Origin of the sequence: Sphingobacterium hotanense (assembly GCF_008274825.1) — a bacterium.
Classification (GTDB): domain Bacteria; phylum Bacteroidota; class Bacteroidia; order Sphingobacteriales; family Sphingobacteriaceae; genus Sphingobacterium; species Sphingobacterium hotanense.
The window spans coordinates 566,058-586,345 of the sequence record NZ_CP030848.1 but is presented as its reverse complement, the minus strand read 5'-3'; the positions used below and the strand labels follow the sequence as shown (position 1 = coordinate 586,345).

The following is a 20,288-nucleotide window of genomic DNA, read 5'->3' as shown; positions in this document are numbered from 1 at the left end:
GGAGAGGGCTATTTTTGAGTTTTAGCAATCTTTCTTACAGGGTAGATCGCTTTAAATCGGTTCTACTCTCCACACCAAGAATCTCGTAAATCTGTTTGAGATGATATTTAACGGTATTTTCAGATATAAATAGCGTATCACCAATTTGCTTGTTCGTCATTCCTTGCTGCACCAATTTAATGATCTCCTGCTGCCGCTCGGTTAACCCTACTGAAGCTATATCGATTCTTTTTATTCCAAGCTCGTTGCGCTCATTAGTCAACTTCTCAATTTCATTACGTATATGATTATTTTCCCGCTCGACCAATACGCGCTTCTGTAAACTTACAATCAAGAGCCTCACCAACGTAATAATCAGCAATAACAAGATTCCACCAATAATAAGCAGATAGGCTTTATATGATTTTTCATATTCCACTTCCATATTCTTGCGCTGCTGCAAGAGTTCCTTCTCCAGCTCCGTCAATACCCCGCTAACATTGTTAGCATTATATTTAGTACGCGTCTCGCTAACCTTTAGCTGATAATGAAAAGCATTTTTATAATCTCCCAGCTCCTTGTAATATGTAGTGATTGTTTCGTACATAATGATACGATAGAGATCCATTTTATATTGCTCCGCATAGGCCAATCCTTTTTCGTATGCCTCAATAGCATCTGCATGCCGCCCCATTTTACCATATAGGGCTACTTTGACACGGTAAACATTTGGCAAATCTTTAGGACTCTCTTTCTGCAACAGCGCGATTGCCCGGTTTAGCTGAACTTCAGCCTCCTCATAATGACCTTCGCGCATCGCTAATATCCCAAGGATACTCGTATAAATAGCGACAGTCTCCTGATCGACATGTTGTAGATGCTTAGGCGTAATCATCTCCAGTAACTTATCAAACTCATCATAGCGTTGTAGATCGAAATACACGAAAAGACGTTCGATCAAAACTCTGCTTTTTATTTCGTCAGCATGTAAACTGTCGCGCTCTGCCTCCAAAAGAGCTAGATCCAGATTATTCAAGGTGACCGTATAATTGAAAAGACGCTTATAGGTCAACGATTTTTGCACATAGACATGAAAACGATCATAAGCCGTGGCGTCCTCACTGCTAAGGATTTCTTCGAGATAGAGAATAGATTTATCATACTGATGCTGGTCGTTCAGCTTAGCGATCTTACGCTTCAGCTGTAAGGGATCGATCGACTGTCCATGTAAAAACAGACCGCAAAAAAGGGTAAAAAATACTAATAAAGCCTTTCGCATTATTGAAATAAGATAGTCGAAAATGAGCGTTTGCCGTAGATGCTATTGCTTGTTTTTCGTAGGATAATAATAGATGTTAACAACAAAAATACCTTAATTCCCGAGTATTTGGAAGGCTTTTTTAGAAACAAATCCTCCATTGCTACAATTTCATTGGTCGATTACAGAAAGTTTTGGCGATTCATTTCTATTCCACACAAACCCTAACGCCAATACAGGAACCAGCTATCGTCCTCGCCTAAAATCACTTAGCAACCACTACCCGCAGGGTAAGCATCTCCCCCTACTCCAAGATTAGTGCAAAACTACACGCCAAACTACCCTATGCTTATTTCCCATCAATTTTAGAAATGACGCATTTTTGCATCGAAATATTTATTAATCTAATTCAATTTTCATCATGAAATCATTTAAGTATATGCTAGCAATAGCAGTGTCTGGCCTGTTTTTCGGTTCTTGTGGATCTTCAAAAAACATAGAGAATAGCATCAACTCGCAAACGACACAAATCAGCAATACGTTAAAGCGTAACGAGTATACGATCTTGGACAAGGATGCAATCTTTACGGTGGAAAACAAAAAACAGTTTAAGCGCTATACACTTGAGCAATTGAAGCAAGCAGCTCTCCTTGCTGCAGAAAGACAAGCGATTGAAAATGGCGCTGACGGCGTACTTAACCCACGTTATATCGTAGATCAGAAAAGAAAGAAATTCAAGGTGACCGTCCGTGCTAAGTCATACAGATTGAAGAGCGATAGCGAGTATATCGATATGGAAAACAAGTTGAAACATAACCCAACAGGCGTATAAATTGAATTTAAAAAGATACCGATTGTTCTGTATGCGACATCTACTTCCAGTTCTAATATGCATGATGATATTCCCGCTCGCTGCGACTCAAGCTCAGGAAATCAGTTTATCAGAATTGAAGAGCTTACGCAGCAAGGCTGTCGCAGAAGTCCAAAATGTCCTATATCAAAAAGGATTCTCGCTCTATAGTACTTGGAGAGATGATGACCTCAAGCAGGACTCCGTAATCTACAGGAATGCGCAAGGGCATCTCTTAGGGACTATCCATGTCAAAAACATGAGCAAGAATAGGATATTCCTCGAGCTATCAGAACCTGCTTTTTACGAGCAGACGCTCGATGAGCTGAAGAAAGCAGACTATAGATTGGTGAAGACGGAGGTCGGAAAGAATAACACATTAACCAATTCGTATATACGACCGCAATCCAAAGAGCTAGTACAGGTTATTATCAGCAATGATCCTGAGTCGGCAAACAATGGCAACAGCTATCGCCTGCTCATACGCCCTCAAGAGAACAAGGGGCTTAGGAAGAAGATACTAGGCAATAATTAAAATACAAAAAATCCTCTCCATAATTGTTAATTAGAAAGATGTATGCAATCTCCCCGATTGCGTTTTATTATCACTATTAAGTTGAAAAATGAAGAAGAAGCTGCCCAATTGGACAGCTTCTTCTCTCATTATAATTTAATCGATATCTGCATTCAACTAAATGCAGGCTGACTTTATTTCTAGGTATTAATACCCCGGATTCTGCGGCAACAAGTTTTGATTTCTATTTATCTCATCTTGCGGCACCGGTAATAGTTTATGATGATCTTTCACGTTAGCCTGCTTTTCTAAAGCATCGGGTTTTGTGAAAGATTCAACAACGATATTCCAACGTTTGATATCATACCATCGCTTCCATTCGAATGCAAGTTCTACACGACGCTCTTCGCGTACTGCCGCTCTGAATTGCGCCTGTGTCATTCCCGTCGCATCGGCAGGATAGGCCTGTTGTCCTTGCGGCGTATAGCGCGCTCGCGCTCTAACAGCGTTTAGATAACTGTAAGCTTCCGCCGTAGGACCGCCTTTGCTTTCGTTGATTGCTTCGGCAGCCATCAATAAAACCTCAGCATAACGGAAGATAACATGCTTGATATCCGAATCTGCCCCATCAGCGCCTGCATTGTTGCCTGGAAATAAGCACCACTTCGCGGTGTGAATCTTAGGCCAACGGAACTTACTCCACGGTGTCATAACACCCTTTATTGGTGTTTCTAACAAGTAACTGATCTTCTTACGATAATCCTGATCCGAGAAGCTTGCAAACATCCCATTTGATGGGACTAATACGCTCCATCCTTGCATGTCAGCATCACGTACTCCCGTCATTGGTGCTGTATAATCCACATTTGAACTGTTCTCTCCTGTGATACCTCCCGTAAAGTCAGCAACCCATACGTGTTCGGATTGGAAACCCAAGTCTGCTTTCCATAGATCTTGGAAGTCTCTTACCAAAGCATAGTTATAAGAACTTGCAGCTTTGATTACCGCCTCAGCCTCGGTCGCGGCCTCAGCCCACTTCCCTTGTATCATGTAAATCGACGCTAATAATGTCTGTGCTGAACCTTTCGAAGGTCTTGCACGGTTATTACTTGCATAAGTATCGGGCAGATTAGCCACCCCAAACTTACAATCCTCGATCATATGGCCATATACTTCATCAGCCTTCGTTCTCGGAATGTCAGTTACTGTTGCTGGATCCGTAACGCTAGCACCCATATAAGGTACATCGCCAAACAATTGTACTAAATGTGAATAAAACAATGCTCTCAATACCCTAGCCTCAGCAATAAGCGCATTTTTCTTCTTCTCGTCCATCTGCACTTTCGGAATACCATCGATTGCCGCATTGGCCGCACCGATACCTAAATATGCGGTACGCCATACCGCAAGGATATCCTGATTACTAGCGTCATGGCTAAAGCTATTGAGCTGAATACGGCTGGATTGCGTACCGATATCGGCAATGTCCATATCATCACCCAATAATTGTAGCACCATGGTTAAACGACGCCCATATCCATCTCCGTTCGCAACTAAACTGTATATACCCATCACCGCAGCCTCAGCATCGGCTTCTGTATTGAAATACTGTGAAGGAACTAATATGCTGGTCGGTTCTTCATCCAACTTCGTACAGGAAGCCGATACAACACATAAACCAGCGATAACAAAAAACTTAAATATCTTTTTCATAATTAAAAGAGTCGAATTAAAACCTTGCATTAATACCAAATGTGAAAGACTTGATGTTCGGGTAGCCCATGTAGTCTAAACCGATGTTCCGGTTAGAATCCTGGAAGCTAACTTCTGGATCAAATCCCGAGTAATTGGTCCATGTCCAGATATTCTGCGCACTTACGAATAACCGCAATTGATCTATCCCGATTTTCCCGATAGCAGTTTTGGGAACATTATAGCCCAATGCTAAGTTCTTCAAACGTAGGTAAGAACCATCTTCAACCCAACGTGAGGATACTTCCGGATTATTAGAAGCACTAGCACGTGGCACATCCGTATTGGTATTTGTTGGTGTCCAGCGGTTCAATGCATCTTTTGTTGCATTTCCTTTTCCAGCCATCCAGTCTAATTCCATGCGCGTAATATTCAACATGTCATTACCGTAAGACCCTTGGAAGAAGATATTTAGATCGAAGTTCTTGTATTTGAAGTCATTGTTAAAACCGAAGATAAAGTCCGGATGAGGATTACCGATAATTGTTCTGTCATCTGCGTTAATCTTGCCATCAGCGCCGACAACCAAGTTATTGGAAGCATCGCGCCCAAAGATATCTTGGTACTTCACGTCGCCCGGCTTTTTGCTAGGTTGCGGACTAAAGTCATCGCCCTGTTGGTATACACCGTCAAATACCCAACCGTAGAACGCTCCAACCACTTCACCTTCGCGCAAGATCTGCGAGTCGGTAGACAACATATGCCCAGGAATAGTATTATAACGGATATCGCCACCCGGCAGTTGAAGGATTTTGTTTCTGTTGAAGGTAATATTGAAGTCGGTATTCCATTTCAATTCGCGATCGATATTCGTTGTTCCTAATGCAAATTCCCATCCTTTGTTCTCAACACTACCCACGTTCTGAAGTGAGCCTGTGTATCCGGAGTAGATCGGCAAGGGAACAGAATACAGTAAGTCGATCGTTTTCTTGTAGTAATAATCTACCGTCAGGTTGATTTTGTTATTCAAGAATCCGATGTCGATACCTGCATCAGTTTGTTTCGTTGTTTCCCAAGTTAAGTTAGGGTTGGCAACGTTCGTAGGACGAACAGCATTGACAGGTACTCCACCCATTGTCGCCAAGGTTGCGGAATAGCGCGCTAAGGACTGATATGAACCGATCTCGGAGTTACCCGTCTCCCCGTAACTTGTTCTGATCTTTAAGTTGGAGATCGCTTCGACCGACTCCATGAACGGCTCTTGGCTGACATTCCATGCGAAGGCTGCCGACGGGAAAAATGCCCATTTATTGTTTTCTCCAAAACGCGATGAACCATCGTAACGCCCTGTTGCCGTGAATAGGTATCTTCCCAATAGGTTGTAGTTGATACGACCATAGAAAGAAGACATGATCCAGTCTTCTAAATTCGAGGAGGCATTCTGGTAATTAGAACCGGCGCCTAAGTTCCAATATGAGAAGCTGTCGGAAATAAAGTTCCGATTGTTTGCTTGCCATGACTCGTTTCTTGAACTTTGATAAGAGTAACCAACCATTGCATCTAAATTATTCGCCTCGTTGATCTTCAGATTATAGTTCAAATAATTCTCGCTGATTACGTTTGTATTCTTATGAGCAGCGATGGAACCAATACCTCCAAAGTTACGTCCTTCCACCAGTCGCTTTGACACGTAATTACCGGTACGCTGGTTGCTAACCTGTAATCCCACCATACTGCGGAAGATTAAATCCTTTAATAAAGTAAGCTCCAGATAACCATTCCCCTGGAACAAGTCGGTTTTCACTTCATTAGCGCGCTCTCTGGCTGCCGCAACAGGGTTATCATGTGGATCCCCAAACTTCTTTAAGGTATAGTTTCCTGCGTCGTCAAAGATGCCCTGCGTAGGTTCGAAACGTAAAGCCCCCGAGATAACACCTGCAGCAGTCGTACCACTACTGCTCTCTTGTGTTCTCACGCCGTTTAATATACTTCTGTTAAATAGCAAACGTGTACCGATCTTGATGCGGTCATTCACCTTCATATCCAGATTCGAAGTCCCTGAGAAACGGCGGTAATCCGATTCTATCACCGTACCTTTTTGTCCATAATGATTGACTGACGTGTAATAACGGATATTATCAGACCCACCGGATACCGATAATTGATTACTCAATAGATTTCCATTTCGGAAAACCAGATCCTGCCAATCCGTACCTTCACCTAATGACTCCGGATTAGGAAAAGGAATATTATTATTGCCGCCATTCACATAAACATCGTTGATGTAGGCTCCAAATTCCGATGCGTTCAACAGATCTAATCGCTTCCCGACTTGTTGTGTGGCGATGGAATTGTTGAACTCCACCATAGGCTTTCCGATCTTACCCTTCTTCGTTGTAATCATGATCACACCATTCGCGCCACGCGAACCATAGATTGCAGTTGCCGAAGCATCCTTCAGAATCTCTATCGACTCCACATCCTCAGGTGCCGGCGGAGTACTGCCGGGGAAGCCATCCACTACATATAGAGGATCAGAACTTGCGTTGATGGAAGTTCCTCCACGAACGCGAACGCGCGGCGCCCGTCCAGGCTCGCCGTTGATACTGGATACCGATACCCCAGGAGCACGCCCCTGTAATGCTTGCGCTGTTCCAGCTAATGGAAAAGCATTGATTTTCTCCGATCCTACCGAAGAGACAGAACCCGTTAAATCGCTCTTCTTTTGGGTACCATATCCGATTACAACTACCTGCTCGATATCTGTATCGGTAGAAACTAAACTAACATTCACATTGCTTTGTCCGCGCAATGGAACTTCTTGTGTTGTAAAACCAACCATCGTAAAGACTAACGTTGCATTCTGGTTATCCACCTGAACGCTGAACTCACCGTTAGCATTGGTCGTCGTGCCTGATCCGGCAACACCTTTCACCGTTACGGAAACCCCTTGAACCGGAGATCCGCCATCAGTCACTCGCCCGTTTACTGTTGATTGCTTAGAAATACTCTTGTGGATACTGCTCTCTGTTGAAGGAACGAGCGCGTGCGCTTGTGTACCACCCATCACCAAAAACGAGGCGATGATGGACAGAATCTTGCCATTCATCCTTCTGGACGCCAAACCATTAAGGCCCGGCCGTACATCATAATTTTTGTACATGATTTTTTGTTTAAAATGGTTAACTCATTAATAGTTTATATAGGTTATTTATTATAGTATGGAGCCAGAATGACAAGACCAACAAAGCACACGGTGACCTGCGGAACCCTGAATTCTAAAATCCAATACGTATATTTTTTACTTAAGTCTCCCTATGGTTAGTGTGGAGATCGACTGTACCAATGTACGTCAAAAGTTTATAAAGGTTGAAGCCAATTGATAACAATATGCAGTTATCTATTGAGCATCGATTATATCCCTTCCTAGAATAATACAGGCGATAGGAATAATCATGTTCTCTCGCGAGAAGGTGTTAAGGAAGCTTCAGGTTGATGATATAACCTGAAGCTTCTTGGTTGTATATTTTTAGCACGGGTATTATCTACCCATCCAACCGCCATCAACAGTTAAAATAGTACCGTGAACATAGTCTGCTGCTTTAGAAGCAAGGAATACCGCCGGACCTTTAAAATCCTCCGCCTCTCCCCAACGACCTGCAGGAATACGATCTAAAATCGATGCCGAACGATTAGCATCATTGCGCAAAGCTTCAGTATTATCGGTCGCAATGTATCCTGGGGCAATTGCATTGACATTTACGCCCTTGCTAGCCCATTCGTTGGCAAATGCCTTCGTAAGTGAAGCAATTGCTCCTTTCGATGCTGCATAACCAGGTACATTGATCCCGCCTTGGAAAGAAAGCAAAGAAGCCGTGAACACAATCTTCCCGGAGCCTCGAGCAACCATATCCTTACCTATTTCACGAGTCAGGATAAACTGCGCATTCTGGTTGATTTCAATGATTTCATCCCAATACTCATCCGGATGTTCAGCCGCAGGCTTACGCAGGATATTTCCAGCGTTGTTGAATAAGATATCAATGGTTGGATGATCTTGTTTAACCTGCTTGATGAATGCATAAAGCGACTCTCTGTTCGCAAAATCACATTGATAGGCGTAGAACTTTCTTCCCAAACCCTCGATAGACTTTTGCACTGCCGAACCTTCCAATTCCAACGATGCCGAAACACCAATGATATCCGCTCCTGCTTCCGCTAAACCCTCGGCCATAGCCTTTCCAATACCACGTTTACAACCCGTAACAATAGCTACTTTACCCTTTAAATCAAACGTATTCAAAACACTCATTATTTCTTATTTTAAAACTACCTTCAAAGGTTTCTTCAATTTATTCTTATACTCCTCAACCACTTTATTCCAAGCCTCTGCATTGGTTATTTTCCCCGCACGATCCCATGCAGCTCCATTGTAGTAGACAAAGTCATTCCCGCTTTTCGCCGAACTGATCAGCAAAGCTTGCTCCGGACGATTATTATTGTATCTAACCTTTTGATTAGGCACAATAACCGCAACACCGGTACGCCCGCTTGCATTAATTTCAGGCTCCCAATAAGCTAAAGAATTATTGCCTTTCCCCACTGTCAACAAAGGATTCTCTTCCTTTCTCTTTACTATTCCAATCGCAATTGGAGTCGATTTATTGGAGGAGTTATTAAAATGCAAGGCAATCTTATTGAAATGACTACCCGCATCCAAACTGATGGTTTTGCTCAGGCTAATCTGCTGCCCTTCGACCTCTTCAGGATCAAACTCTAAACGAAAGGTCGTACGCAGCGGACCATTGTCTAATACCTGATACCGACGGTAATGTTTGGTATATTTCACATCATCATTGAAGTATAGAGCAACATCCCCAGCTCCTAGCGTTTGTCCTACCGAATAGTAGTCCATTCCTTCGCCGTGGTCTTTATGGTAGTCATCAGTTTTATACCACTTATTGATTATCAGCTGATCGGTGCGCTTTGCCCAATAATCCATACCCTGCGCGTCATCCTTACGTCCCTCTAATGCCTTGCCATACATTCGGAAAGCGACCACATCATTCTCCCATGCAAAATCGTCAAACCGCTCAGGAACATACCGCGCATAGGTGTTCGGCACAACAGCGGTCGGCGTACCTTCAGCTACCGTCAATGTGACGCGTTCTTTCGGCGCTACAGCAACCTGAACCAATACATTCACCGGCGTTTGGCCGCCTAATCTCTCTATTTGGTGAGGCAATGTATTGCCACTTGCATCCTTCACCGTAAAAAGGGTATCCAAATTAAAATGTTGCTGAAACTTCGCGTAAGGGATTGATATCAATTCCTGTCGGCTCAGATTCGTTGGGTTCGAGACCAAGATATGCTGCTGGGCATAGCTGTTGTAAACAGCCCCTGCGCTCATCAAGCATAGCAAGAGTAATTTTTTCATATTATCTCAGTTCTGTTATCGAACTCTTGTCCATATCATCATAATCCATATTCTCTCCGGCCATCCCCCAAATAAAAGTATAATTACTAGTGCCTGCACCCGAGTGGATAGACCATGGTGGAGAAATGACCGCTTGCTCATTCTGCATCCAGATATGGCGAGTTTCGTCAACCGGCCCCATAAAGTGCGAAACTGACTGGCCTTCCGGAAGATCAAAATAGAAGTAAACTTCCATTCTTCTGTCGTGAGTATGCGCAGGCATCGTGTTCCACACGGAACCCGGCTTCAATTCAGTCATCCCCATTTGCAGTTGGCAAGTTTCGATGACTGTATGCAATAGCATTTGATTGATCACGCGGTGATTGGAAGTCTCCAACGAACCCAGTTCAATCTTATTCGCCTGTTCCTTTGTCACTTTCCTCGTCGGATAGCTATGATGTGCTGGCGTAGAATTCAGATAGAACTTTGCAGGCTCTGCCGCATTCTTACTGCTGAAGTAAACATCCTTCACACCCTTGCCTATATACAAAGCCTCCTTGGTTCCTAAGTCGATCTGTTCGCCGTCCACCTCTACTGTGCCTGCTCCACCAACATTGATGATTCCTAATTCGCGACGGCTCAAGAAGAACTCCTCTTTTAAAAGAGGTTCTATCGTTTCTAGCTTTAACTTCTGATCGACCGGCATTGCACCCCCAGCCATGTAACGGTCAAAATGTGTGTAAACAAAGTGAATGCGATCGTTCCAAAATAACCTGTCGATTAAAAAGTTCTCACGCAGTCCTTTCGTGTCTAAAGTTTTGGTTTCATTTGGTCCAATAGCATACCTGCTTTCAAAGGTAGTTTCCATAACATAGTTTGTTTTATTTGATTAATATAGGACTAACAATTAGCGATAAGCCCTTTTATCTGCGAAATCGATTTCGACTAGGCTTAGGATTTCCCGAAATGCAGTATCGATTCCTACCCCCACTTCTCAGGCTTCCAGGTGACTACTTAGCGGCCGTAACGACCGCTCGTATTAATCTCCGAAAACGATAGCGTAACTAAAGTTTTCAAATACCAGAGATATTTAATAAAATTGGGAATATTATAAACGCTATACCAGTAGGTCAGTCTGACAGCACAACCCAAAACCTAACAATCAAACGGTTCCTGCTCAGTTTAGCCTAAAGCACTTAACCAAGATCATAAACTAATGAACGAACAGAAAGCAGGAAAATATAGGTGGACCATTTGTGCGTTGCTATTTTTCGCCACAACGATCAATTACCTGGACAGACAAGTATTATCGCTCACATGGAAAGACTTTATCTCGCCAGAATTTCATTGGACAAATAATGACTACGGACTAATTACCGCCCTATTCTCTATATTTTATGCTGTGGGGATGCTCTTTGCTGGTCGTTTTGTCGATTGGATGGACACCAAGAAAGGCTTCTTATGGGCTATAGGAGTCTGGTCGGTCGGTGCGATTCTTCATGCCTACTGTGGCATTGCTACGTCGGGCATCCTTGCCGGTGAGTGGTTCGTTGGGTTTGAAGGAGCGAAAGAGGCCATTGCCAACGTGCATGATGTTGCGCGTGTAGTCAATGTGTCTGTCGTACTCTTTATCTTCGCCCGATTTGTATTAGCCATCGGTGAGGCTGGAAACTTCCCTGCCGCGATCAAAACAACAGCAGAATATTTCCCGAAAAAAGACAGAGCATTAGCAACAAGTATTTTCAATGCCGGTTCGACTATCGGTGCTCTTGCTGCCCCTCTTTCTATCCCGGTTATCGCAAAATGGTATGGTTGGGAAATGTCTTTTATTATTATCGGTGCGCTTGGATTCGTATGGATGGGCTTTTGGATCTACATGTACGATAAGCCCGAGGTACACCCTAAAGTAAACGAAGCAGAATTAAGTTATATACAGCAGGATGATATTTTGGAAGCGCAGCAAGCAACAACTGCGGATGCGGTTCCGACCGGTAAAGTAACAATCATGAACTGTTTGAAACATAAACAAACATGGGCATTCGCTATTGGTAAGTTTATGACCGACGGCGTATGGTGGTTCTACTTGTTCTGGATGCCTGCCTACCTAAGTTCAGTTTATGGCATCAAATCATCCGATTTGAATGGTCAGTTAGCCCTTTTTGTATTGTATAGCATCACAATGCTGTCCATTATAGGTGGTTGGCTACCTTCTTATTTTATCAATAAAGGGATGAATGCATACGCCGGACGTATGCGCGCTATGTTGATCTTTGCGTTCTTCCCATTAGTGGTATTGCTTGCACAGCCTTACGGACATATATCTTTCTGGATTCCGGTTTTATTAATCGGAGTTGGAGCAGCAGCTCACCAGTCTTGGTCGGCAAATATCTTCTCGACAGTCGGCGATATGTTCCCTAAGAAAGCCATTGCAACGGTTACCGGAATTGGTGGATTAGCAGGTGGTTTGGGATCATTTTTCATCAATATTTATTCTGGAAAGCTGTTTGACCATGCCGAAACCAACTGGAGCCAAGTGAATGGTGAAAACCTAGTAACTCGATTCCCGGAACTGGCCAATGTGGAGAGTAAGAAAGCTTTCTTTGAGCAACAGGGTGTCGCAAATATTGAAGAATTCTTAAAGCAGTTGGCTGCACAAGGCCAGACGGTAGTAAACGGGATTGATAAAGGTTATATGATCATCTTTACCTTTTGTGCTGTCGCGTACTTGATCGCTTGGTGTATTATGAAAATATTAGTACCTAGAATGAAACCTGTTAAGCTGTAGAAGAGCGACGGGGTATAATCGTGGTATCCAATATGGTCGTGTCGAAATCAACCTGTGAGCGGTTTTTCGACTCGACTAATTCTATTAACTTCTCCACTCCCTTATAGCCGATATCAAATGCCGGCTGAATAATCGTCGAGAGAGAAGGATTGAGCGACTCCGCAACTTCCGTATTTGCAAAACCAATAACCGCAACCTGCTCCGGGACGGAAACACCTAACTTTGAAAGAATACCAAGGGCACTGACGGTAAGCGTATCCGTTGTACCCAAAAGACCGATAGGCCCCTTATGTTCTTTGAGTTTCGTTGCTAGGATATTGGTCAGGTTTTTTATCAAATCCTCACGGGATTGACCGTAATCCACTTGAATAATGTTTTCTACCTTTTCGGGTATGTAATTAGCCAACAAAGCCTTCTTATATCCAGCAATTCGCTTCTGACTCACGCCAATATTCATCCCACAAAGCACCACAATATCCTTTCTTCCCATATCGATAAGATGCTGCGTAGCGTCGAAAGCGCCTTTTTCATTATTAACGCCAATCTTGAATGTATCCAGTTCAAAGTCTATACGATCGACCAAAACTAGAGGACAATTTTGATGAAACTGCTTGAGGTATTTCAGATCGCTGTTTGCGGAAGGCGTTATGATCACGCCATCGATATTCTGTTGATGTAAGGTGCGCAACGAGTCGCGCTCCAAGTCGGCATTCTCCCTACTTTGCATAAAAACCAGCTTGTAATTACGCTCATAGGCCGCCTGCTGAGCGCCCTCAAGAATCTGCGACTGAAATGGATTTGCCAGATAGGGAATAATAACCGCGATAGTATTGCTGCGCCCCGTTTTTAGGCTTTTCGCCAGGATATTTGGTCGATAGTCATATTCATCAGCCATATCACGAACGCGTTGCTTCGTTTCATCACTAATTTCAAAACTATCGTTCAAGGCTTTCGATACCGTAGATATCGAAATCCCCAACTTTTTTGCCAATTCCTTCAAGGTGATATTACTCATCGTCGCTTACTTCCTTTTAAATCAATTTAGGCCTGCTGAAACAACCAGTGCATGAATAAAAGTACTAGTTTTTTTAGCTGCTCTCCTTTGACTAAAATAGTAAATATATTTCTATAACGGCAATGGGTGACTTTTGGCCTGCTTCTCCTATGCAAGCCTCCTAAGAATATGCTCAATGAATAAGGTAAGTGTGGATCGACATAGGGTCCACTTCATGTTTACCCCGATAGAGATTCAGACCTACAACATTTAAAGGCGACCTGGTGTGGTTTATTAAGTTCACGACACGTACTAAACTTGAGCCAACAGTAACAAGATTCCGCTAACTCTGGGGATAACTAATAAAGGCTCTTGTATTTGCTAGGATTAGCGAAGTGCCTGCTGAGTCTTTACCGAACGACGTAATTAATACGATGTTCCTTAGCGAAAACTGTAGCTACAGAAACCATTCTGTTTTGTTTGTTTAGCATTTCAGTCTCGGTCGTTGTAAACAGTTGATCGATTGCGATCTTCACCTCCTCAGGAGATTTCCCCGAGTCGATCATTTCTGCTATACGTAGATAATCCTTTTCAAAAAGGCGTTTCCCGGATACCATATAATCCAATGAAGCGCTAATCAATTCTTGGGCATCTTGGGTCTGTTTAAGCTCTTTAGCCTTTTCAATAGCCTCATGCAGCGGGGCAATTGTTCTGGAATTAATGTATTCCTTCGCGGTAGACGGCAGGTTATTTTTTGACTTTAGTTCTAAGATTTCAGTGAAATATATGGGCCGATAAGCTGCAGAAACCAAATTAGCATTCAATGCGGTACGTTGGAAAATCTGCTCTTTCGTCGGGGATGAACACGCCAAAAACAGCAGCGATAGTAAAAGCAGGGGCCATAATTTCGTTTGATGTTTCATGGTATAGATTAATTACAATAAGTAATTTTATAAACCGTTAGATTTCGGTTTGTTTAAATAGTCACAACTTTCTAGCCAAAATAGCTTTTTCATTCAGAAAACTAAAAATGGTTATAGGGTGCTTGTGTTTATAAGGGAGACCTAGAGCTCCAAGATGTTTATGTTACTTCAATTTTCTTCATCTATCGACATTTCCTTAATTTGAGCGATTAATTAATTTGATATTCTTTCAGATATAACGAAACCCTCTGTGCGGTTGTTTTTTTACGAAAACTTTATCTAATTAACCGATTTAACCATAATCACATTGGCATAAAATAATATTTCAGATTAATTTATGATTTTTTATTTCCTAATTTTACCATTTTAGCAAAAATGTCAAACGAAGATTCTCATTCCTATAACCAATTGTTGGAAGCTATCAGCCATGGTAATGAGCGTGCATTTTCGATATTTTATGATTTATTTGCCACTGAACTAACCCGGCATATCTTTTCTAAGGTAAATGATCAAGAAGTTGCTGAAGATATCCTACACGATCTTTTTCTTTCACTTTGGAAAAATAAAAGTCGATTGACAGAAATCATATCAGTGCCTGCTTATCTATATTCATCCTGTAGATACCTTATCATCGCTTATTCTAGAAAAAAATATTCGAAGCCAACCCTACAATTAGATATATCTTCACTAGATATCTTAGATGAGGACGTACCGCTAGAAGACCGCCTATACTATCGATATACGTTGGACTTGATTGAAAAGGAAATTGAGAATCTGCCAGAAAAATGTAGGGAGGTATTTAAATTAAGCCGTAGTGAATTTTTATCAAATAGAGAAATAGCGCAAAAGCTGCAGATTTCGGAGTCAACAGTTGAAAAACATATCAACAAAGCTATTAAACGACTAAGATCGCTAACCCAACCTTATCTGCTTATTTTATAATGAGCATTATTCTGTTATGCTAAAGTGAGCCAGCTTAAGGACAATGTCGTCATCAGCCTACCCAATTTTTTATTTTTTTTCAAAACGAGTAGAAGGTGCATCGCTTTTCATTCACTTGATATTTACGGGATACCGAATATAAAATTGTGATGCAAGAAAACCAAGTACCGCAAGAAACTTCCAAATTTCTAAATGGCACCTCAACGAAAGAAGAGAAGGCTAGTCTATTGGCATGGTACAATTCCATCGACCATCCAATTGAATATCATGACGACGCCCTAAATCACTCGGTCCGGTCTGTTAAGAAAAAACTGATAAAACAACTGGCCGCTGAACATAAAAAACCAGCTGTATTATTATGGCCTCGGTTGGTCGCTGCCGCTGTGCTTATCCTAGCCAGTTATTTTGGATGGAGAATTGTCGAAAACAGAATGTATACTGTTCAGACACCGACCATTGCTCAGCTTGCAGCGATACAGCCCGCAAAAGAACGTGCCATTATTATTTTGGAAAATGGAGAGGAAATAGACCTCGACAAACTTGCCCCAAATAACTTACTTCAACGCGGAGATGTCACAATCATGAAAGACGGTAATGGCGAAGTAACCTATTTGAATAACAAAACTGGCGTTCCACAAATGAACACAATTCGCGTTCCTAAAGCCTCCGTTTACACGCTGACTCTTAGCGATGGAAGCCGTGTTACGTTAAATTCAGAATCGAAACTTACCTATCCTACGCAGTTTAGCAAAGGGAACAGGAAGGTTTCATTGGAAGGTGAAGGCTATTTCGAGATACAAAAAACGCCGAATAAAGATCGCTTTATTGTAGTCACAGACCAACAGGAAATTGAAGTCTATGGGACAAAATTCAATGTAAAGTCTTTTGGCGATGAGGGCAAAACATTTACCACGCTTGCAGAAGGTTCGGTTCAAGTGACATCAACTCAGCATAAAAAGATTCTACCCCTAAAACCGCAGCAGCAGATTTATACAGACGATAAGGCATCCCTTAGCGTGAAAACAGTGGATTTAGATCAGGTCTTAGGATGGACGAACGGGCAATTTGTATTTGACGGGGTGGATAATGATGACACGTTTAATGAAATCGCGCGTTGGTATGACATCGACATCAGATACCTGAAAAACACGCGAAATGACCAATATATCGGCATTATTCCTCGAAACTTAGCTTTAGATAAACTAATTGCCTTGATGAGTTACGCGGAACTTCAAATAAAACCGATCAAAGCAAAGAATAACCGAATCCGATTACTTATAAATTAATTCACCAATACAAATCGAAAAAAATGAAAAAGCAATTTAACAGCAGTTAAGCACATGCCTATGCCATAAAAAAAAAACGAACCCTGTTGGCGCAGGATTCGCATGACTTTTTTGGCTGAAAATTCAAAGTAAACATGACCAGTTTTTAATCATTTACAACCAACAACGAATTTAATGAATTTTTATTTATATCCATTCTTGTATAAGGGGGTGGAATCTACCGATCTAATGGGCGATCCTGTTGCTCAACAAACTCGCGTAACAACAAAAAGTCCCCTTGCAGATTCTGGATTCTTATCCAACATGATAATGAGATTGAAAATAGTTACACTATTTTTAGGAGCCCTTTTTTCGCAAGCAAATGCACGTTCTATTGCTCAAGAAATAACGCTAAACAAGAAAAACACAGAGCTCTCCACCGTGCTTAAAGAACTCGAAAAACAATCGGGTTACACGTTTTTTTACAATAAGAACGATATCAACGCAAGTAAGAAAATCAGTGTAAATTTTAACAGCACGCCTCTGCGAGAGGTGCTAAATAGTGTGCTGAAACAACAAAGCCTCACCTTCGAATATTTCGACAAGACCATTGTTGTAAAGAGGACAAATAACAGAAACAATGTTGAGGGACGTTCAATTACGCAGAATGCAGAAAAGTTTTCAGCGTTAAATCAAACTATAGTGCGAGGCTCGGTTGTTGACGAAGATGGACACCCAATTATCGGAGCGTCCATTCGATTAAAGTCTGACCCTAAAAAAGCGACATCAACTAAGCAGAATGGTGAATTTGAACTCCCAATCACAAGTTTAAATGAGTTATTGGTTGTTAGTTTCGTTGGCTTTGAGACAAGTGAGGTAAAGGCCAGCTTAGATCGCCGAGCAATGAGAATTGTCTTAAAAAAACGTGATAATAATATTGAGGAAGTGGTGGCGACAGGGATGATGAGCTTCAAAAAGGAAACTTTCTCCGGCGCTTCTAACAGATATACGCAAGAAGATTTGAAACAAGTTGCCAACACGAACGTAATTCAGGCAATGAAATCATTAGATCCATCCTTTTTGGTAATGGAAAACAACCTTTCCGGAGCCAATCCAAATGTACTTCCAAATATTGAATTACGTGGAACAACGAGTATCACCAGCGAAAATCTTCGGGATGAATTTACAAACGATCCAAACCAACCACTTTTTATTCTAGATGGTTTCGAAACAAGCTTACGCTCGATTTTAGATTTAGACATGAATAGAATTGCATCCATTACTATCAATAAGGATGCGAGTTCCACCGCTATTTATGGTTCAAGAGCTTCCAATGGCGTGGTGGTGGTTGAAACAATCAAACCACAACCAGGAGAAATTCGGGTGAATTACACAAGTGACATGAACTTAGAGCTTGCCGACCTAGGAAGTTATAACCTGATGAACGCTGCTGAAATCTTGGAATTCGAAAGACTTTCCGGTGTTTATACTGCGCCAAGCCATCAACCAGAAGCACAGTACGATTACTACGATCGCTTATACAATAATCGCTTGGAGAAGGTACAATCTGGTATTGACTCCTATTGGCTGAAAGAGCCAATCCGAACAGGATTTGCTCATCGTCATTCCTTATATGCTGAGGGTGGATCAGAGAGCTTTTTGTTTAACATCGGCGGTAACTTCAAGAATAATAATGCGGTAATGAAAAACTCCGGCCGCAAAGATTGGGGTGGTAGAATCAATTTAATCTATCGCAAAGACAAGATTAATATCAGCAACAATTTGACTATAAGTGGTTATGGATCTTCAGAATCCAATTACGGTAGCTTCTCGACTTGGGCAAATTTAAAACCCTACTACACCAAAGCAGATGCAACGCAAGCAAATTTGGATGAATACCTTGATGTGTATTACAACAAAACTTACTTGATTGCGAATCCGTTATACAACGCGAACCAAAATAGCTACGATCGTTCAAAAAATTGGGGAATTGCGAATAATTTGGCAGCTATCTATACGATAAATGATGCCTTACGGGTACAAGCGGGATTGCAACTGAGAAAAGAATCTACGACTGCGGAGGCTTTTATCTCACCTCTGAATTCTCGCTATTTCCAGATATCTCCGTTATTAAAAGGAGCGTTTAATTCTAGAGGCCGTGACCTGTTCTCTTATAATGCAAATGCCATGGTAACCTACGGAAAAAATATAGAAAAGCATTCCATTACAGCCAATGCACGTCTCGAATTTTCCGATAACACCAACAGTAGCTTAGGATTCAGCGCACAAGGCTTTCCCTTAACAAGCAATGGTAATCCAGCATTCGCCTACGGTTACACAGAAGATGGGACTCCCTCTTCAGCGAAATCTGTAAGCCGTCGTAATTCTTTTATTTCGGCATTGAATTATAGTTACGATAGACGTTATAGTTTTGATGCTTCATTCAACTATGATGGATCTACATCTTTCGGACGAAAGAATCCTTATTCTCCGTTCTTCTCTGTCGGAGCAAGTTGGAACTTGCACAATGAGGGGTTCCTAAAAGATAATCCTAATTTCAATATGCTACGTTTAAGAGCAAACTATGGTATAACCGGAAATCAGAACTTCTCATCTACCACTTCAATCTCTACGTATCGCTATTTGAGTGCTTACAGTTATTTCGGACAAGGAGTTACTTTATCAACGTTTGCTAACGAAAACCTACGTTGGCAAAAAACAAACCAGCTTAGTGGAGGATTAGATGCTACACTTCTCGACAACAGATTGACCGTAACGTTTAACGCCTACTTGAAAAAGACCAATAATCTAGCTGTCGCTGTCGATTTACCAGCCTCTACTGGCTTGATGGCATATCCTTTTAACGCAGGTGACCTAACCGTTAAAGGAATTGAAGGTATTGTTCGCTATAATATTATTCAACGTCCAGAAGAAAGATTTTATTGGAATGTGGGAGTAACTGGAGCAACAAGTTCCCAGACTTACAACAATTTTAACAATAAGCTCGCGGGTATGAATAAAAGTCTTCAGAACTCAAATTCGCTTAAACGGTACAAAGACGGTTACTCACCTAACACACTTTGGGCCGTCCAGTCACTTGGCATTGACCCCGCAACCGGTCGTGAAATATATCTAAAGATTGACGGTTCTCAAACCTTTGACTATGATGCAAAAGATATTGTCGCGCTAGGAAATGGTAATCCAGCTTTCCAAGGTGTATTGAGCACAACTTTAAATTATAAAGGATTTTCAATGTCTGCATACATGCGTTACATCTGGGATCAAGATGTGATGAATACTGCATTATTCAATAAAGTTGAAAATATCTCCTTATCGAGTATCACATCATACAATCAAGATAAACGAGCCTTATACGATCGTTGGAAAGAACCTGGCGACATCGCTCAGTTCAAAGGAATTGGATTAAATGACCTTACTCGCATTTCATCTCGTTTTATCCAGCAAGAAAATTCATTTTCATTCGAGTCAATTTCACTTGGCTATGACTTTAAAGACTATGCTTGGATTAAGAGAGCGGGCTTAAGCAATTTACGTATAACGGGTATCACAAACGAAATCGGTAGATGGTCTACAATCCGTCGCGAGCGTGGTATCGACTATCCCTATTCAAAAATGTACTCTATCACAATAAATGCAAAATTCTAAGAAA

At 41.8% G+C, this 20,288-nt stretch carries 14 protein-coding genes; 6 read left to right on the top strand and 8 right to left on the bottom strand.

All coding sequences use genetic code 11. The annotated features are described in order from the left end of the window. Positions 1-34: 34 nt before the first annotated feature. Complete coding sequence (locus DSM08_RS19105; protein WP_223110857.1) at positions 35-1,258, bottom strand: LuxR family transcriptional regulator; 1,224 nt, start codon at positions 1,256-1,258, stop codon at positions 35-37. Between the two features lie 400 nt (positions 1,259-1,658). On the opposite strand from DSM08_RS19105, the gene DSM08_RS02365 reads away from it, so the two are divergent. Continuing rightward, entirely contained in the window at positions 1,659-2,069 is a 411-nt protein-coding gene (locus tag DSM08_RS02365; RefSeq protein ID WP_149524638.1) for a hypothetical protein, read from the top strand. 61 nt (positions 2,070-2,130) lie between these two features. Beyond that, positions 2,131-2,622, top strand: a complete 492-nt coding sequence (locus DSM08_RS02360; protein ID WP_149524637.1) for a hypothetical protein — start codon at positions 2,131-2,133, stop codon at positions 2,620-2,622. A gap of 186 nt (positions 2,623-2,808) precedes the next feature. Here the strand turns inward: DSM08_RS02360 and DSM08_RS02355 are convergent, their stop codons facing one another. From DSM08_RS02355 to kduI, 5 genes are all read right to left on the bottom strand, one after another. Continuing rightward, positions 2,809-4,314, bottom strand: coding sequence for a RagB/SusD family nutrient uptake outer membrane protein (locus DSM08_RS02355; RefSeq protein WP_149524636.1), 1,506 nt, complete (start codon positions 4,312-4,314; stop codon positions 2,809-2,811). A 16-nt stretch (positions 4,315-4,330) separates the two neighbouring features. Next, positions 4,331-7,456, bottom strand: a complete 3,126-nt coding sequence (locus tag DSM08_RS02350) for a SusC/RagA family TonB-linked outer membrane protein (protein WP_149524635.1) — start codon at positions 7,454-7,456, stop codon at positions 4,331-4,333. Between the two features lie 378 nt (positions 7,457-7,834). Further along, entirely contained in the window at positions 7,835-8,605 is a 771-nt protein-coding gene (locus tag DSM08_RS02345; protein WP_149524634.1) for an SDR family oxidoreductase, read from the bottom strand. Positions 8,606-8,611: 6 nt separating this feature from the next. Next, complete coding sequence (locus tag DSM08_RS02340) at positions 8,612-9,730, bottom strand: DUF4861 family protein (RefSeq protein ID WP_149524633.1); 1,119 nt, start codon at positions 9,728-9,730, stop codon at positions 8,612-8,614. A gap of 1 nt (position 9,731) precedes the next feature. After that, complete coding sequence (gene kduI / locus DSM08_RS02335; RefSeq protein ID WP_149524632.1) at positions 9,732-10,577, bottom strand: 5-dehydro-4-deoxy-D-glucuronate isomerase; 846 nt, start codon at positions 10,575-10,577, stop codon at positions 9,732-9,734. Positions 10,578-10,925: 348 nt separating this feature from the next. Between kduI and DSM08_RS02330 the strand changes: the two genes are divergently transcribed. Continuing rightward, positions 10,926-12,494, top strand: coding sequence for an MFS transporter (locus DSM08_RS02330; RefSeq protein ID WP_149524631.1), 1,569 nt, complete (start codon positions 10,926-10,928; stop codon positions 12,492-12,494). Here DSM08_RS02330 and DSM08_RS02325 read toward each other — a convergent pair. Then, positions 12,484-13,509, bottom strand: coding sequence for a LacI family DNA-binding transcriptional regulator (locus tag DSM08_RS02325; protein WP_149524630.1), 1,026 nt, complete (start codon positions 13,507-13,509; stop codon positions 12,484-12,486). The genes DSM08_RS02330 and DSM08_RS02325 overlap by 11 nt on opposite strands. A gap of 389 nt (positions 13,510-13,898) precedes the next feature. Next, on the bottom strand, positions 13,899-14,411 hold the full coding sequence (locus DSM08_RS02320; protein ID WP_149524629.1) for a hypothetical protein: 513 nt from the start codon (positions 14,409-14,411) through the stop codon (positions 13,899-13,901). Positions 14,412-14,786: 375 nt separating this feature from the next. Here DSM08_RS02320 and DSM08_RS02315 point away from each other — a divergent pair, with 375 nt between their 5' ends. From DSM08_RS02315 to DSM08_RS02305, 3 genes are all read left to right on the top strand, one after another. After that, positions 14,787-15,353 carry an RNA polymerase sigma factor gene (locus tag DSM08_RS02315; RefSeq protein ID WP_149524628.1) on the top strand — a complete coding sequence of 189 codons (567 nt, stop codon included), beginning with the start codon at positions 14,787-14,789 and terminating at the stop codon, positions 15,351-15,353. A 149-nt stretch (positions 15,354-15,502) separates the two neighbouring features. Continuing rightward, complete coding sequence (locus DSM08_RS02310) at positions 15,503-16,639, top strand: FecR family protein (protein WP_149524627.1); 1,137 nt, start codon at positions 15,503-15,505, stop codon at positions 16,637-16,639. A 174-nt stretch (positions 16,640-16,813) separates the two neighbouring features. Beyond that, entirely contained in the window at positions 16,814-20,284 is a 3,471-nt protein-coding gene (locus tag DSM08_RS02305) for a SusC/RagA family TonB-linked outer membrane protein (protein ID WP_149524626.1), read from the top strand. Positions 20,285-20,288 lie beyond the last annotated feature (4 nt).